17 protein-coding genes are annotated in these 14,753 nt (G+C 60.7%); 7 read left to right on the top strand and 10 right to left on the bottom strand.

The features are described from left to right. Positions 1-105: 105 nt before the first annotated feature. The 4 genes from ATY79_RS02860 (at position 106) to ATY79_RS02845 (ending at position 1,889) form a co-directional block, all read left to right on the top strand. Positions 106-459, top strand: a complete 354-nt coding sequence (locus ATY79_RS02860; protein ID WP_088695388.1) for a DUF1428 family protein — start codon at positions 106-108, stop codon at positions 457-459. A gap of 86 nt (positions 460-545) precedes the next feature. Beyond that, on the top strand, positions 546-968 hold the full coding sequence (locus ATY79_RS02855) for a secondary thiamine-phosphate synthase enzyme YjbQ (RefSeq protein WP_088695389.1): 423 nt from the start codon (positions 546-548) through the stop codon (positions 966-968). Between the two features lie 102 nt (positions 969-1,070). Next, the gene (locus ATY79_RS02850; protein WP_088703036.1) at positions 1,071-1,373 is read left to right on the top strand and encodes a hypothetical protein; all 303 of its coding nucleotides are present in this window, start codon (positions 1,071-1,073) and stop codon (positions 1,371-1,373) included. A 165-nt stretch (positions 1,374-1,538) separates the two neighbouring features. Beyond that, complete coding sequence (locus ATY79_RS02845) at positions 1,539-1,889, top strand: hypothetical protein (RefSeq protein WP_088695391.1); 351 nt, start codon at positions 1,539-1,541, stop codon at positions 1,887-1,889. A gap of 76 nt (positions 1,890-1,965) precedes the next feature. On the opposite strand, the gene ATY79_RS02840 is transcribed toward ATY79_RS02845, so the two are convergent. The 3 genes from ATY79_RS02840 to ATY79_RS02830 all read right to left on the bottom strand — a co-directional run bounded on the left by ATY79_RS02840 (position 1,966) and on the right by ATY79_RS02830 (position 3,876). Next, on the bottom strand, positions 1,966-2,952 hold the full coding sequence (locus ATY79_RS02840; protein ID WP_088695392.1) for a DMT family transporter: 987 nt from the start codon (positions 2,950-2,952) through the stop codon (positions 1,966-1,968). A gap of 115 nt (positions 2,953-3,067) precedes the next feature. Further along, positions 3,068-3,553, bottom strand: coding sequence for an NUDIX domain-containing protein (locus ATY79_RS02835; RefSeq protein WP_088695393.1), 486 nt, complete (start codon positions 3,551-3,553; stop codon positions 3,068-3,070). A 62-nt stretch (positions 3,554-3,615) separates the two neighbouring features. After that, the gene (locus ATY79_RS02830; RefSeq protein ID WP_088695394.1) at positions 3,616-3,876 is read right to left on the bottom strand and encodes a hypothetical protein; all 261 of its coding nucleotides are present in this window, start codon (positions 3,874-3,876) and stop codon (positions 3,616-3,618) included. Between the two features lie 371 nt (positions 3,877-4,247). Here ATY79_RS02830 and ATY79_RS02825 point away from each other — a divergent pair, with 371 nt between their 5' ends. Next, entirely contained in the window at positions 4,248-4,736 is a 489-nt protein-coding gene (locus ATY79_RS02825) for a GAF domain-containing protein (RefSeq protein ID WP_088703035.1), read from the top strand. 125 nt (positions 4,737-4,861) lie between these two features. Here the strand turns inward: ATY79_RS02825 and cydX are convergent, their stop codons facing one another. The 6 genes from cydX to ATY79_RS02795 form a co-directional block, all read right to left on the bottom strand. Next, a complete protein-coding gene (gene cydX / locus ATY79_RS02820; protein WP_018857158.1) occupies positions 4,862-4,972 on the bottom strand; it encodes a cytochrome bd-I oxidase subunit CydX in 111 nt (36 codons plus the stop codon). A gap of 12 nt (positions 4,973-4,984) precedes the next feature. Next, positions 4,985-6,139: a cytochrome d ubiquinol oxidase subunit II gene (cydB, locus tag ATY79_RS02815; RefSeq protein WP_088695396.1), complete on the bottom strand. Its 1,155-nt coding sequence runs from the start codon at positions 6,137-6,139 to the stop codon at positions 4,985-4,987. 5 nt (positions 6,140-6,144) lie between these two features. Then, entirely contained in the window at positions 6,145-7,725 is a 1,581-nt protein-coding gene (locus tag ATY79_RS02810) for a cytochrome ubiquinol oxidase subunit I (protein WP_088695397.1), read from the bottom strand. 76 nt (positions 7,726-7,801) lie between these two features. After that, positions 7,802-9,490: a thiol reductant ABC exporter subunit CydC gene (gene cydC, locus ATY79_RS02805; RefSeq protein ID WP_088703034.1), complete on the bottom strand. Its 1,689-nt coding sequence runs from the start codon at positions 9,488-9,490 to the stop codon at positions 7,802-7,804. Next, positions 9,487-11,181, bottom strand: coding sequence for a thiol reductant ABC exporter subunit CydD (gene cydD / locus ATY79_RS02800; protein WP_088703033.1), 1,695 nt, complete (start codon positions 11,179-11,181; stop codon positions 9,487-9,489). The genes cydC and cydD overlap by 4 nt, the downstream gene beginning before the upstream one ends. A gap of 4 nt (positions 11,182-11,185) precedes the next feature. Further along, a complete protein-coding gene (locus ATY79_RS02795) occupies positions 11,186-11,764 on the bottom strand; it encodes a GbsR/MarR family transcriptional regulator (RefSeq protein WP_088703032.1) in 579 nt (192 codons plus the stop codon). Between the two features lie 296 nt (positions 11,765-12,060). On the opposite strand from ATY79_RS02795, the gene ATY79_RS02790 reads away from it, so the two are divergent. After that, positions 12,061-12,708, top strand: coding sequence for a Crp/Fnr family transcriptional regulator (locus ATY79_RS02790; protein WP_088703031.1), 648 nt, complete (start codon positions 12,061-12,063; stop codon positions 12,706-12,708). A 93-nt stretch (positions 12,709-12,801) separates the two neighbouring features. Further along, on the top strand, positions 12,802-13,962 hold the full coding sequence (locus ATY79_RS02785) for an aminotransferase (protein ID WP_088703030.1): 1,161 nt from the start codon (positions 12,802-12,804) through the stop codon (positions 13,960-13,962). A 135-nt stretch (positions 13,963-14,097) separates the two neighbouring features. Here the strand turns inward: ATY79_RS02785 and ATY79_RS02780 are convergent. Beyond that, on the bottom strand, positions 14,098-14,753 hold a 656-nt coding region (locus ATY79_RS02780), incomplete at its 5' end, for a transposase (protein WP_189637951.1).

Here is a 14,753-nt window from a genome sequence, read left to right as displayed (position 1 = left end):
ACTTGCCTGTCGCCGATCCTGCCTAATCTTAGTTCGCAGAGGGATGTCGGTCCAAGCCAACTCCGTTCGTCCTTGGACGTGCAACAACGCAGAAGGGAGAAAAACATGTCCTATGTCGATGGGTTCGTCGTCGCCGTTCCGCAGAAGAACATCGAGGCGTACAAGGCCTTTTCCGCCACGACCGGCGCGGTATGGAAGTCATACGGTGCCAAGGAGTATGTGGAATGCATTGCAGACGACGTGCCCTATGGGGAATTGACCTCGTTTCCGCGCGCTGTGCAGGCGGCGGACGATGAAGTCGTCATCTTTTCCTGGATCGTCTATGACTCACGTCAGGCGCGGGACGAGATCATGACGAAAGTGATGGCGGATCCTCGTCTTCAAGGCGACGAGTGGAAGTCGATCTTCGATGGCAAACGGATGATCTTTGGTGGGTTCGTTCCCTTCCTGCAGCTTTGAGCAGGATAGCAGCGGGGAAACCTGCATTGACATGAGGGCAGCTCGACGCCACGTCTGACAAAAGAGACGTAGGTGGAATCGTGGCCGTGGCCCAAAAGATCATCAACATTTCCACCAGAGGCCAGGGCCTCTACGAATTTACCCCGGAAGCGGTCTCCTTCGTTCGCGCCAATGGCGCGGCCGAGGGGCTGCTGACAGTGTTCGCGCGCCACACCTCGTGCTCGCTGCTCATCCAGGAGAATGCCGATCCGGATGTTCGCACCGACCTCGATGCATTCTTTCGGCGATTGGTACCGCCGAGCTCCGATCCCTCGATGCGTTGGATTGTTCATACTACCGAGGGACCTGACGATATGCCGGCGCATATCAAGGCCGCACTGACCCAGGTTTCCATCGGTATTCCGGTTATCGGCGGTCGGCTCGCGCTTGGCACATGGCAGGGGATTTACCTGTTCGAACACCGCGACCGGCCACATCGGCGCGAGATCGTGCTGCATCTCGGTGGCTGAACCGCAACTGAACGGCCGGTTCGAAGATCGTTCATTTTCATAGGGTTATGGTCTGCAGAATCCCGCACGGGAGATGCAAGTTATCGTTCAGAGAGTAGTATCATGACCCATTTCCTCGCCAAGGCTTCGTTTGCCGCCCTCATCGCGTTGGCCTCGATTCCGTTCGCGGCACCGAATGCTTCGGCTTCCGAACTGGGACGCCCGCCTGTCGTCAGCGTCCAATATCGTCCCGTGTATGCCTGCTCGCCAGTGCAGGCTGTTCGGAAGGCGCGCTTTGCGGGGTTGCACTACGCGCGCATCACCAATGTTACACCGCGCCGTGTCGTCGTCTCCGGCCGGAATTACCGGGGCTGGGATCAGATGGTCTTCGCCAACGTTCGTGGCTGCCCGCTGATCCGCCGCTAAATTGTTTCATCCACAATGGCGCCCTCGGCTTGCCTTGGCCGCGCCATTTTCAGCCTGCTTTGTGCGAATCGCATATGAATGCGCAAATCCGGAGAGGTTGCACCTGACCTTGCCGGGAAGAGTGTAGTGGGGCGGGCCCTTCCGTACCCTGATGGAGAACTTTCAATGATGCAATTTCTGGCCAAAGCGGGCCTTGCGACGCTGCTCGCTGCCGGCACCGTAGCCGGAGCGGTTGCACCGGCTTCCGCCCAGGTAGACGTCTACATTGGCAGCGGTCGCCCGCCACCGCCCCCCGGCTACTACCGTCCCCCACCGCCTGACTACGATCGGCCCCCACCGCGTGTGCGTGGCTGTGACCCGCGGCTTGCAGAAGACATCGCACGCGACTACGGCTTCCGTCGTGCACGCGTGGTCGATGTCACGCCTCGCCGTGTGATCGTCGAGGGCTGGACGCGCCGTGGCGCGGATGAAATCAGCTTCGGCAACGTCCGTGGCTGCCCGGTCCTGCGCCGTTAACGACGATCGCCAGACTCCGAGCAATTAGAAACCGCCTTTGCCAAGGGCTTTCGACCCCGGCGAAGGCGGTTTCTTTTTAGGCTTGAGAAACCGCGTGCGAAGCAGTTTGAGCTGGTCGCTCTACCTCGACGGTCTCGTTGGTCGAGGTTGCAAGCGGCGCCTGGTTGTCGGCCGAAACGACGGCCCGCGGTAACGGCGTTCCGCGCTTCTTTTCACGAGCCAGTGTCAGCAAGCCCGAGCAGACAATCAGAACGATACCGGCCGCCATCGGAAGGTCGATCGTATCATCGAAGATCAGATATCCGAATGCGATTGCCCAGAGCATCTGGCTGTACTGGGGAGGGGCAACGAGGTTTGCCGGCGCCAGCCGCGCGGCGGTCATCAGCAGCACGTTGCCGGCGGCGCCGAGCAGGCCATAGCTTGCGATGAAAAGCCATTGACGTGGGGTCGCAACAACCATCTCGGACAGCATGAGGACGCCGCTGACGGTAATCGTGCCGAGCAGTGCGGCACCATATAGCGACAGGCGCTTTTCGGCTGGACCCATCTTGCGCATCACGACGATCGAGATTGCCGCAGCCAAACCACCGATCGCCGCCGCTAGATGGCCAACCGATAACTCGCGGAAGCCCGGACGCAGCACGACCAGAACACCGATGAAGCCGACGATCACCGCGGCCCAGCGCTGCCAGCGCACATCTTCTGCGAGGAAGATAACGGATAGTATTGTCACGAACGACGGCAGAAGAAACAACAGGCAGAAGGCTTCTGCCATCGGCAGTTTTGTGAATGTGATGATCGAGGCGATCGCCCCTATCGCACCGCAGGCGAACCTTAGCAGCCACAAAGGGCGGTTCGTGCTCCTGAGGACATCGAACCAGGAATCGCCCCTTCCTTTGATGAAGGGGAGTGCAGCACAGCCGAAAAGTGCGCCGACGAAGGCGATCTGATAGGCAGGCACGCCGCCATGAAGGATCTTGATCGATGCATCGCTGAAGGCAAATACGGCATAGGCGCCAAACGCGACGAGAACACCGCGCAGTACTGAAGAAGGGGCTGTCATGAATCAGATTCGTCTGGAGGAGGGTCTTTTAACTTTTAGGGACAGCCAGTGGCAAAGCGATAGCCGATCGCGAATAGCTGCCATGCACAATCGCGAGCGCGGCCGTCATCGGTTCTTAGCTCACATATGCTTCCACCGGGCTCTGTGACCGCCGTCGAAGGAAATCCACGAGCAGCGGTTGCTGTCCTTTCAAGATCTTTTGCTCGGCATCAGACAGTGTGAACCATTCGGCTCGGTCGACTTCGGGAAATTCCGCCATCACCCCAGAGCGCGGCGGCCACTCCATCCGGAAGTGATTGCTGGCGATTGCCTCAAGATCGATGTCGGCTTCGACAGCCCAGGCCGCGACGATCTTGCCACCGGGCTGCTTGTATTCGCCGAGATGATGAAAGCTGCCTTCGACGTCTATCCCCAGCTCTTCGCGGGCTTCGCGTCTCGCTGCATCAAGTTCATCTTCGTCCTCTTCGACGAGACCCTTGGGGATCGACCACGCTCCTACGTCCTTCTTTGCCCAGTAGGGGCCTCCGGGGTGAACCAACAGAACCTCGTAGTCACCGTCATGGAGGCGGTAGATCAGCAGGCCTGCACTTCGCTTCGCCATATCGACTGCGTCCTTCTGCTTGTCGGGAGGAGTGCCGGGCGTGAGGCGCCCAGCACGCGGTCTCAATTCGGGGTCTGGCGAAGAGCCACGCCGTAGTCGCGATAAACGCTCAGGCAATCAGTATAGCTGAGCGAGCCGTTCTCGCCGTAAATGACATGGGCGCTGGACGCGCTGGTCGCCGCTTCTTCGGATACGAAGAGGATCGCCTCGCCAAGCGACTTTCCCATGATCGGCTCCTCGGTGCCGTCTTCCTGCATGATTCCTTCTATGATTGCCGCTATCTGGCGGTGGCTAAAGACCGCCCGTCTGTCTTCCGGTGTCATCGTTCTTACCTCTGCTTGAAATCAATGGATCTATCTGCCTGGCCGAGCGGCTTTCATGATCTCATGGCAGCCTCCAGTGGAGAGCTGCGCCGCTCATCGGATTGCCCTAATGGGGGCGGCGGGCGCTTAACGTGACCGTCGCCTGACATCACCGTGCGCAAACCGCAGCTGCCGGCCGGCTTGGTTCGCGATCCATAATAGGTCGCGACACTCACTAGATAGAGTCGGATCATCGACCGGCAAGATGGCTGGTAACAAGTATCGCCATCTAGTGATATCGTCGCGCGTCCTGCCGATCACGATTGCGTTTGGCAATCGGTATCTGTGTCCCTATATCGACGCTCACCACGCAAACAGAAGCGATAACGGATATGTTTCAGGCTGCGACGATAAATTCCGCCAACAAGGCCGAATTCTACCGGGAGCTTTGCCAGCAGCTGAAGGGTCTGCTGCATGGCGAGACCGACACGATCGCCAATGCTGCGAATACGTCGGCTCTCATGTTCGAGATGATGCCGGATCTAAATTGGGCGGGCTTCTACTTTCTCAAATCGGAAAAGGAACTGGTCCTCGGACCATTTCAGGGCAAGGCCGCGTGCGTTCGAATCGCCGTTGGCCGCGGAGTATGTGGAACCGCGGTGGAGAAGGGGACTTCCATCCTCGTTGAGGATGTGCATGCCTTTCCTGGGCATATCGCCTGCGATGCCGCCTCACGCTCGGAGCTCGTCGTGCCGCTTCATCACAATGGCAAGATCCTGGGGGTGATCGATCTCGACAGCCCGACCGCATCGCGCTTCGACGCGAAGGATAAGGCGGGCGTCGAAGCTCTGGCTCGGATTTTCATCGAGGCAAGCTACTGAGCTGCTACGGGCTCAGCGGTACGTTTCCTGTCTATAGCCGAGATCCTGATATGGCCCATGTATGTAGAGCAGGGGCGCGGCTTTGGAGCGCGCGCCCTCAATTGTTTTGCAGACATGCGAGGTCGCTATTGCTTCTTCTTTTTTGCCTCGTCGTCCATAAGCTCATACCACATGGCATTGAGGACAGCGAAAGCGGCCGCTAGCGGCAGGCCGAGGATCCATGCGAAGTACCACATCGTCTTTCTCCTTCAGTAAGCGTGGCCGCTTTTGTCGTTGACCGTCGCTTCGTCGACCTTGCCCCAAAGGACCTTGTAGACCCAGGCGGTGTAGGCGAGGATGATCGGCAGGAAGATCAGCGACACGACGAGCATAACGAACAACGTCGTGTGGCTCGAGGACGCATCCCATACCGTCAGGCTCGAATTCGGATCGAGCGAGGATGGGAGGATGAACGGGAACATCGAGAGACCGACGGTCGAGATGATGCCAAAGATCGAGAGCTTGCTGAAGAGCAAGGTCGCACCCTCCCACTTTGCCCGCATCGCGAGCAACGCTGCCGCTGCTCCAAGGAAGCCAAGAGCCGGCGCAATCATCATCCACGGATAGACTCGGTAGTTCGCCAGCCAGGAGCCGTCGTGTGTGGCGGTCTTCAGAAGCGGGTTTGAGGGGCCGGCCGGGTTGATCTCGCTGGTGATGTTGTAACCGTTCACTCCGAGCGCAAGGAAAATACCGCCGAGCGCGAAAAGCACGATAACGGCGACCGCGGCCAAGCTGCCATAGCTTCTTGCTCGCTCAGCGACCGGGCCGCTGGCTTTCAAGACCAGCCAGGAAGCGCCGTGCATGATGAGCATGGCGACCGAGAGCAGGCCGCAAAGCAGCGCATAGGGGTTCAACAATCCGAAGAATGACCCTTCGTAAAAGATACGCATGTCAGCCGGGTCGAAGCGGAAGGGTACGCCCTGCAGTACGTTGCCGACGGCGACGCCAAAGATCAGCGATGGCACAAAACCGCCGATAAACAACGCCCAATCCCAGTTGTTGCGCCAGCGCGCACTCTCACGCTTCGAGCGGTACTTGAAGCCGACCGGCCTCAGGATGAGCGCCAGCAGGATCGCGAACATCGCAAGATAGAAGCCCGAGAACGACACAGCGTAGAGTGGGGGCCAGGCGGCGAAAGTGGCGGCTCCGCCGACGATCAGCCATACTTGGTTTCCTTCCCAGACGGGGCCGATCGTATTGATGGCGACACGACGCTCCGTATCCGTTTTGGCGACGATGGGCAGCAGCATGCCGACACCAAGGTCGAAACCGTCAGTGGCGGCAAAACCGATCAGGAGCACACCGAGAAGCAGCCACCAGATCAAGCGCAGGATTTCATAGTCTATGAGTTGGTGCAGGATCATGATGGTCACTCCGCGGCTGGAACGAGGGTTTCGGAGATCAGATCGGCTTCCGGCTCATTGTCCGGCTCCGGTCCCTTTTGGATTGCCCTGATCATCAGCGTCATCTCGACGATAATCAGCGTGGTGTAGAGCGCGGCAAAGCCGCAGATTGTCAGCAGAACCGTGCTTGCCCCAAGGCTCGACACGGCCATCGCCGTCGGCAGCACACCTTCGATAACCCATGGCTGGCGGCCGATCTCGGCAACGATCCAGCCAGATTCGATGGCGATCCAGGGAAGCGGGATGGCGAAGACGGCTATCTTCAGCAGGAGCGGGTACTTGTCCAAGTGGCGCCGCGCCGACAGCCAGAAGAAGGTGGCCGTCAGGACGATGAAGAACATGCCGAGCCCGACCATGATGCGGAACGCCCAGAAGAGTGTCGGCACATGCGGGATGGTGTCGCGCGCGGCCTGGGTGATCTGTGCGTCGGTTGCCTGGCGTGGATCGTCGACATAGCGCTTGAGAAGAAGGGCATAGCCGAGCTGGTGGCCGAGATCTTCGAAGGAAGCGCGGACCGCTGGTGCAACCCCATCAAGCGTTGGGGCGGCGCGGATCTGCATCAACGCATCGTAGGCCTTTATGCCGTCACGGATGCGGGTTTCTGCCTGCTGCTCAAGCTTGTCTATGCCCGGAATTTCCGTTGTCAGCGAGCGCGTGCCGATCAGGCCCATAACCCATGGAATGTGGATGGCAAAATGTGTTTCGCGGGCCTGTTGATCAGGGAAGCCAAAGGCGGTGAAGGCAGCGGGTGCCGGTTCCGTCTTCCACATGGCCTCGATGGCCGCGAGCTTCATCTTCTGGTTTTCAGTGGTGAGGTAGCCACTCTCGTCACCGAGGACGACGACTGACAGGGCCGACGCCAGGCCGAAGGAAGCGGCCACCGTCATCGAGCGCTTGGCGATTTCAAGGTGACGGCCCTTCAGCATGTACCAGGCCGAAACGCCGAGCACGAAGATCGAGGCGCAGACGTAGCCCGCCGAGACGGTGTGGACGAACTTTGCCTGGGCGACGGGATTGAAGACCACGTCGAAGAAGCTGGTGATTTCCATGCGCATGGTCTGCGGATTGAGCGCCGAACCGACCGGGTTCTGCATCCAGCCGTTGGCGACCAAGATCCAGAGCGCCGAGAAGTTGGAGCCAAGCGCCACACACCATGTCGCCACCAGGTGACCGACTTTCGAAAGCTTGTCCCATCCGAAGAAGAACAGGCCGACAAAGGTTGCCTCGAGGAAAAAGGCCATCAGCCCTTCAATTGCGAGCGGTGCGCCGAAGATATCGCCGACGTAGTAGCTGTAATAGCTCCAGTTCATGCCGAACTGGAATTCCATGACGATGCCGGTGGCAACACCGATCGCAAAGTTGATGCCGAAGAGTATGCCCCAGAACTTCGTCATCTGCCGCCAGATCTGGCGGCCCGTCATGACGTAGACGGTTTCCATGATGGCAAGCAGCACTGAGAGCCCGAGCGTCAAAGGCACGAATAAAAAGTGGTAAAGCGCGGTAAGCGCAAATTGAAAGCGCGATAGCGCGACTATGTCCAGTTCCATTGTCTTTCTCCCACGACCCCACGGGGTATGAAGAGTTTCCGCCAAGCCGGATTGCCAGGCGGTCATGCGGTATGGCTCAGTCCGGTCTCAGCCGATTCAGAGCCTTTTCGAACGCCGCCTCTCCACGGCGTGAAACTTGTACGACGCGCCCATCCTCCATCACTGCGATGACATCCGCTATTGCGGCTTCGCGACGGATATGCGTGGCGATGACGAGCGAGCGTCCAAACGCTTTGTCCGACAGACGGTTCATGACGTCGCGCGCCGTTGCGCCATCGAGACCTTCCGTCGGCTCGTCCAGTAGCCAGAGCGGCGTGTCGCGGAGGAAGAGGCGAGCAAGAGCAAGCCGGCGTGATTGCCCGCCTGAGAGCCCCATGCCACCTTCGCCAAGAGGCGTGTCGAGGCCGCGCGGCAGGGCGGCGACATCCTGCAGGAGGCCAGCGGCGGCAAGTGCCTCGCGCAATGCCGCATCCTTTGCGCCGGGGTTTGCGAGTTGGAGATTGCCGCGAAGGCTATCCCGAAAGAGCTGCGTGCGCTGGGTGAGCAGGGTGGCTTCGAGGCACTCGACACTTCCCTGGCGGGTGTGCATTTCGGCCGCAAGCAGCGAAAGGAGTGTCGATTTGCCTGCGCCGCTGGCGCCAACCAGCGCTAGTCTTGCGCCCGTTTTCAGGTTGAGGTCGACGTTGTGAAGCACGGGTGTCTCCGCGTCGTATCCGGCGGTAATTCCTTCCAACCGAAACGCAAATCCAGGATGGGGCGTCGTGTTGCTGCGTACCTCTTCATTTGCCGACAGGCGAGGCGCGATTCGGCGTGCGGAAAGAAGGGTGCGACCTAGCTCCATGGCGCCGCGGCGCAGCGCACCGAAGGGTTCGACTGCGGTGAATGTGATCAGGATACCCAGTGTCGCGACCGGCGGGCTGATTTCGCCCCCGCCGGCCAGCGCCGCAACTGCCAGCAGTGAACCCGCGAGCAAAGCGGTCGTTGTGAGGCCGAAACCGAATGCGACGCCGGCTTCGATGCTGTTCAGGCGATGATCGGCACTTGCGGCGTAGCGGTCGGCATCGGCAATTGCCGCCCGCTGGGCATCGAGGCGTCCAGCCATCAGCAAGTCGGTCTGTCCCGCGACGAGGTCGATGGTGCGGGCGCGAATGGCTTCGATGCCATAGGTGCGTCGACGGGCGTGCTTAACTGCTCGACTTCCGGCGAACAGGGGAATGCCGAGACCCGCGACAAGCAAGACGCCGCCGACAGCCAGTCCGAAATATGGGTTCATGAGGCCGAGAGCGACGCTCGCGGCAAGTGCTGCGACGATCGCAACCGCCGCCGGAACCAGCACCCGCAGATAAAGAGAATCGAGCGCGTCGATGTCGCCTGTCAGGCGAAAGAGGAGGCCGGCCGGCCGGCGTATAAGCTCGCGCGCGGCGCCGGGTGCCGCCCATCCACGGAACAGGGCCTCGCGGAGAGCGGCGAGTACGCTCAGCGTCGCGTCATGGGTGGTTAGTCGCTCGCCGTAGCGCGAAGCGGTGCGGCCGAGCGCAAGCAGGCGAATGCCGGCCGACGGCATGAAGACGTCGAAGGTCGCAATCGTTGCCGCGGAAAGTCCAGCGATACCGGCTGCAGTGATGAACCAGCCGGAGACGCCGAGCAGGGCAATCCCGGCCGATACCGTGGTCGCCGAAAGCGTGGCCCCGAGCAGCAGGCCACGGCGGCGTTCGGAAAGGAAAAGCCTGACGATTGGCTTGAGGTTGGAGAGCGACGCACTCATTCCGCGGCCCCCCGTGCACTCTCGGGATCGAGGACGACAGTCCGGTCCATGCGGGCAGCAAGCCGCGGATCATGGGTTGCGACGATCAGCGTCCGACCCTTGGCAAGAGCAAGCAGGCTCTCGGTGATCTCGTTTGCGGTTTCGGCGTCGAGGTGTGCGGTCGGTTCGTCGCCAAGCACGATACAGGCTTCTGGATTGCAGGCGGCGCGGGCGATGGCGAGGCGTAGCGCTTCGCCGCCGGATATTCCCGCACCACCATCGCCCAGCGGACGGCGAGCGTGAAGGCGGGCGAAGCGGCCGAGCTTTGCGAGATTGAGCGCTTCTGCGACGGACTGCGTGGAAACGTTCCGCCGGCCAAGCGAAATGTTGCCTGCGATGGTGCCGGCAAATATGTGCGGCTTCTGGCCGACCCAGGCGATTTTGGCTTGGAGGGCGGGATTGGCGGGCTGTCCGTCGATCGTGACGCTGCCCGTCTCGCAGTCTGCATGGCCGGCGATCAATGCGAGCAGGGTCGACTTGCCCGAACCGCTGGCGCCGAGCAGCGCAACGTGCTCGCCCGGACGAATGCTGAGATTGAACGCCTCGATCGCGGCGTTGCCGTCCTTATCATAGCGGAAGCCGATATTCTCCAATCGGATCGCACCGCCCGCTCTTTCGCCTGCGGGGGCATCGGCCTCGATGGGCAGTTGAAGACCCTCCGCACTCAGCGCATCGATCGCCTTAATTGCCGCTTCGCCTGCGGCCCGGTCATGCCAGACGGCGGAGAGTTCGCGCAGCGGCTCGAAGAAGGCGGGGGCAAGCAGCAGCACGAAGAGGCCGCTGGTCAAGTCGAGGCCGCCGGCCCAGGCGCCGAAGCGGATCTCGCCAAGCAGGGAGAAGCCGATGTAGACCGCGACCAGTGCGACGCCGAGCGCCGCGAAGAGCTCCAGAATAGCCGACGACAGGAAGGCGATCTTCAGGACAGCCATGGTGCGAGTCTTCAGCGAAGAGGCGTCGGCCCTGAGCCTTGTCGCGGTCGCATCGACGGCACCGAGAGAACGGATCGTGGCCATGCCACGCAGGCGATCGAGCAGGAAGCCGTTGAGGCCACCGGTCGCAGCAAGCTGCTTCTCGCTGGCGGCCTGTGCACGCCAGCCGATCAATGCCATGAAGACCGGAATGAGCGGCATGGCGACGAGGAGAACGAGGGCGGCAATCCACGAGATCGGGAAGACACAGGCCAGGATGGCGAGCGGCACGGCACTCGCCTTGAAGCGCGCCTGCTGAAAGCGCGAAAGATATGGAACGATGATCTCGGCCTGTTCACCGATGATGCTTGCGGCTTCGCCGGAGCTTGGTCTTGCGCTGTCGATCGGCGAGCGCCGGGCAAGCGCTGCCGTGGCAAGTTCGCGCCGCGCCGTCAGTTCGGCGCGTGCTGCGCGAAATGCCATGCGGCCGCCAGCCGCCTCGAGACAGCTTTTCGCGATCCCAAGCAGTGCGATATAGACGGCGAGCCACGAGACGTCGTTGAAGCCGCCACCGTTTGCAATGCGGCCGACGGCGGTGGCGAGAATTGCCGCTTGTGGGATCCAGACGAGCGATGCCAGCGTCTGGACGGCAGCTGCCTTTCGGAGCCCGCCGTGCCTGGGCACAGCTCTTTCCGGCTTGCCGAAAGCCTGCTTTCCATTTGCGTTTAAGTAAGCACTCCCCATAGCGCTAACTCTTGTTCGCAGGATTGGGCCGGCGGCTGCGTCCGAGCGAAACGACTCGGTCCTTGGCCTCCAGCAGCTTTGTCACTTTCGCACCTAACGAGAGTAGCGTTGCAAGCCGCTCGGTTTCAAGTTGTTTTACGTCTTCATACCAATGCGTTAGCTGTTCGATCAGCGCATGCATCTCGCTCATGCGCTCCTGAGCATGGCGTTCGGCTTCGCTAGCGGGCCGCTGCATCAGGATTTCGCGGAGCACCGAGAGAGTGGGGTCGACCTCGCGCTTCTTGCGCTCTTCCGCCAGGGTCCGCAGGATATGCCAGACGTCGTCGGGTGTGGTGAAGAAGTCGCGCCGGTCATCCGGCTTGTGCTTCAGCAGGACAAGGTTCCAGGTCTGCAGTTCCCGCAGGCTCATCGAGACATTCGAGCGCGAAATGCCGAGGGAATCCGCGATTTCCTCGGCGCAGAGCGGCGAAGGGGATACGTAAAGCAGCGCATAGATCTGGCCGACCGTGCGATTGATGCCCCAGCGCGAGCCCATCTCGCCGAAGTGCAAAACGAAGGATTGAACAAGCGGCGGGAGGTTCATTTCGGTTTCCGTTATGTCTGTGATTTCAGAAATTTCTGAAATCACTATAGCTGGACCGGCTCTATGGGCAATTGGCAAGTCGGGGCTGCGGCAATTTGGTGCCGCGGTCAGCCGCGAAAAGATCCGCCGGCGCGGCCGGCGTCGAATGCCGACACTTTGATAGCGATCAAGAAAACGCTGTTCTCTCGCTGCGGCTGTAGTCTATGTTTTTGCGTGGAGCTGATTTGATGCGCAAAGACATACATAATTCAAACATACCAGTGCGTTGCATAAGCTGTGAGGTCCGCCACAAGGGCATGTGCGGTGCACTCAGCGCCGACGAGCTGCTGGCGCTATCCGCGCATACGCGCCTGGTCAATCATGCATCCGGCGATGAGTTGGCGGGCGAGAAGATGCCGGTCGAATCCTATGCCACCGTGATCCGCGGGGTCGTGAAACTCACGAAGACGCTGGAGGACGGACGCCAGCAGATCGTCGGCCTGCAGTTTGCACCCGATCTTCTCGGCAGGCTGAATGCGGATGAGAATGACGTGTCGGTGGAGGCGGCTTCCGACGTCAACCTCTGTCGCATTCCAAAGGCTGTCTTGGAGCGCATGGTCAAAAACAATCCTACGCTTGCCGGGCGCCTGATGGAACAGACGCTGCGCGAGCTGGATGAGGCGCGGGACTGGATGGTGACGCTCGGGCGCAAGACGGCGGCAGAGAAGGTCGCAAGCTTCCTGTTTCTAATCGCGACCCATCTCGATCCCGAGGCTGTCGGCGAAAAGCGCCAATTCGACCTGCCGCTGTCGCGGGCCGACATTGCCGATTTTCTGGGGCTGACGATCGAGACAGTGTCCCGCCAGATGTCGAAGCTGAAAACCGACGGCGTGATCTTTATCGTCGCCAACAGACATATCAGGGTGCCGAAGCTGTCGAAGCTCAAGGCCTGCTGCGGTTCCTGACGATCCCTGGGTAAGCGGTCTTGAATGCTTGTTGCCGAGTGGGCCCATTCCGTGCAGGAGTCATGGTTCACCTCGTTCAATTAAGAGATCTGCATGTCTGCCTTTACCAATCCGCTCGTTTCCCGCCTGTCGCCGCCACCCATTCCCTCGGTGCTCGCCTGGGCTCGCGAATACAAGGGCGGCAAGGGGCCGTTGGTCGATCTTTCGCAGGCGGTGCCCGGCTACCCGGCCCACCCCGAAATGTTGCGGTTGCTTGGCGAAGCGGCATCTTCGCCAATGACGACGGGCTATGGTCCGATCGAGGGCGAGGGCGTGCTGCGAAATGTCTACGCACAGCATATGTCTGATGTCTATGGCGCGTCGGTTTCCGCCGCCAACATTCATATCACCGCGGGCTGCAATCAGGCCTTCATGTCAGCGGCAATCGCGCTCGCCGGCTCCGGCGATACGGTGGCCTTGACCAATCCGTTCTACTTCAATCAGGAGACGACGCTGTCGATGCTCGGCATCAAGCGTGTTCTGGTCGAGTGCGATGCTGAGAATGGCTTTCTGCCCGAGGTTCAGTCGGCGGAAAAGGCCCTGGCTGGCGGTGCCAAGGTGCTGGCGGTCGTCACGCCGAACAATCCGACGGGCGCCGTCTATCCACCTGAGTTGCTGCTTCAGCTGTTCACTCTTTGCCGCAAGCACGGGGTGTGGCTGATCGTCGACGAAACCTACCGCGACTTCCTTCCCGAAGGCTACGGCGCTCCGCATCCGCTGCTTGGCATTCCGGGCTGGGAAGATACGCTGATCCTGCTCTACAGCTTCTCGAAGTCGTTCTGCATTCCCGGCCATCGTCTTGGAGCGATTACGGCCGGCGTCAACGTCGTTGCCGAGATCACCAAGGTCATGGACAACATGCAGATCTGCGCACCGCGCGCAGCACAGGTTGCCGTTGCCGCGGCGATGCCGATCCTTGCGGATTGGCGCGCGCAAAACCGCCTGGAGATCGCGCGCCGCGCCGACGCACTGAGGACGGTAATGTCGAAACTACCGGGCTGGGATATCGGTGCCGTCGGCGCCTATTTCGCTTTCATCCGCCATCCTTTCGAGGAACTCAGCTCGGCCGCTGTCGCAGAGCGTCTGGCGAAGGAAGCCGGCGTAGTCTGCCTGCCAGGGAGTTATTTCGGGGAAGGGCAGGAGCATTATCTCAGGCTCGCCTTTGCCAACGCCGACGCGGCCTCGATCGGCCTGCTGGCGGATCGTCTTCGGTAGTTTGAAATGATAAAGGCCGGTTGCCCGGCCTTCAGACCGCTGACAAACCCGTCGATATTTTCGGCGGGTTTTGCTTTTGGGATCGCCGGTTTTGTTCAGACTTGTTTTGTCGGAGATGAAGAAGGGTGCCTTGGCTTACGCCATGCTGGGTTTTGGTGCTTTGGTCAGCGCCATTGCGATCTTCTTGATGTTCTGGGCTGCGGCGGCCAGCAGGCACTGGCATGCGACGCGGATTTGACTTCGGAAGCGGGCATAGCGGTGGCCGTGCAACTGCTTGGCGTCGGCAAAGGAGCGTTCGACCGTCTCCTTTCGGCGTTTGTAGATCGCCTTGCCCCAGGGGGTCAGACGATGGGCATCGGTGCGCTGGCGGGCGTCGGCCCAGACATGGCGGGTGATGGTGCGAATCGCCTTGGTGTTGGTGGTGCAGGAGGCCAAGAGCGGGCAATCTTCTTCCTTCAACGGCTTCTGACCATGCAGCGTCCGCTCGGTCTCGATCGCCCGGTCGAGATCGGCCCAGTAGTCGGAGCGTGACTTCTCGATCATCGCAAGATCGTATTTGCCCTTGTCGGCATTGGCCTTCAGATGGGTCGAGTCGGTATAGAGCACCGTACCGTCGACCAGCCCATGGGCGATCGCCTGCTCAACGATCTGATCGAAGATGGCTTGGGCCACATCCGTGTTGTTGAAGCGGCGACGCCGGTTCTGGGAAAGCGTCGAGGCGTCGAACACAGCATCCGTCAGCTGCATCCGCAAGAACCAGCGATAGGCGACATTGACCTCGATCTCGCGCA

Origin of the sequence: Rhizobium sp. R693 (assembly GCF_002211315.1) — a bacterium.
Lineage (GTDB): Bacteria > Pseudomonadota > Alphaproteobacteria > Rhizobiales > Rhizobiaceae > Rhizobium.
Note: the sequence above shows the minus strand (reverse complement) of the source record. Positions and strands in the feature narration are given on the sequence as shown.

Coding starts and splice junctions, on each gene's coding strand:
- ATY79_RS02860 (WP_088695388.1), top strand. CDS start 106: ATGTCCTATGTCGATGGGTTCGTCGTCGCCGTTCCGCAGAAGAACATC.
- ATY79_RS02850 (WP_088703036.1), top strand. CDS start 1,071: ATGACCCATTTCCTCGCCAAGGCTTCGTTTGCCGCCCTCATCGCGTTG.
- ATY79_RS02845 (WP_088695391.1), top strand. CDS start 1,539: ATGATGCAATTTCTGGCCAAAGCGGGCCTTGCGACGCTGCTCGCTGCC.
- ATY79_RS02840 (WP_088695392.1), bottom strand. CDS start 2,952: ATGACAGCCCCTTCTTCAGTACTGCGCGGTGTTCTCGTCGCGTTTGGC.
- ATY79_RS02835 (WP_088695393.1), bottom strand. CDS start 3,553: ATGGCGAAGCGAAGTGCAGGCCTGCTGATCTACCGCCTCCATGACGGT.
- ATY79_RS02830 (WP_088695394.1), bottom strand. CDS start 3,876: ATGACACCGGAAGACAGACGGGCGGTCTTTAGCCACCGCCAGATAGCG.
- ATY79_RS02825 (WP_088703035.1), top strand. CDS start 4,248: ATGTTTCAGGCTGCGACGATAAATTCCGCCAACAAGGCCGAATTCTAC.
- cydX (WP_018857158.1), bottom strand. CDS start 4,972: ATGTGGTACTTCGCATGGATCCTCGGCCTGCCGCTAGCGGCCGCTTTC.
- cydB (WP_088695396.1), bottom strand. CDS start 6,139: ATGATCCTGCACCAACTCATAGACTATGAAATCCTGCGCTTGATCTGG.
- ATY79_RS02810 (WP_088695397.1), bottom strand. CDS start 7,725: ATGGAACTGGACATAGTCGCGCTATCGCGCTTTCAATTTGCGCTTACC.
- cydC (WP_088703034.1), bottom strand. CDS start 9,490: ATGAGTGCGTCGCTCTCCAACCTCAAGCCAATCGTCAGGCTTTTCCTT.
- cydD (WP_088703033.1), bottom strand. CDS start 11,181: ATGGGGAGTGCTTACTTAAACGCAAATGGAAAGCAGGCTTTCGGCAAG.
- ATY79_RS02795 (WP_088703032.1), bottom strand. CDS start 11,764: ATGAACCTCCCGCCGCTTGTTCAATCCTTCGTTTTGCACTTCGGCGAG.
- ATY79_RS02790 (WP_088703031.1), top strand. CDS start 12,061: ATGTGCGGTGCACTCAGCGCCGACGAGCTGCTGGCGCTATCCGCGCAT.
- ATY79_RS02785 (WP_088703030.1), top strand. CDS start 12,802: ATGTCTGCCTTTACCAATCCGCTCGTTTCCCGCCTGTCGCCGCCACCC.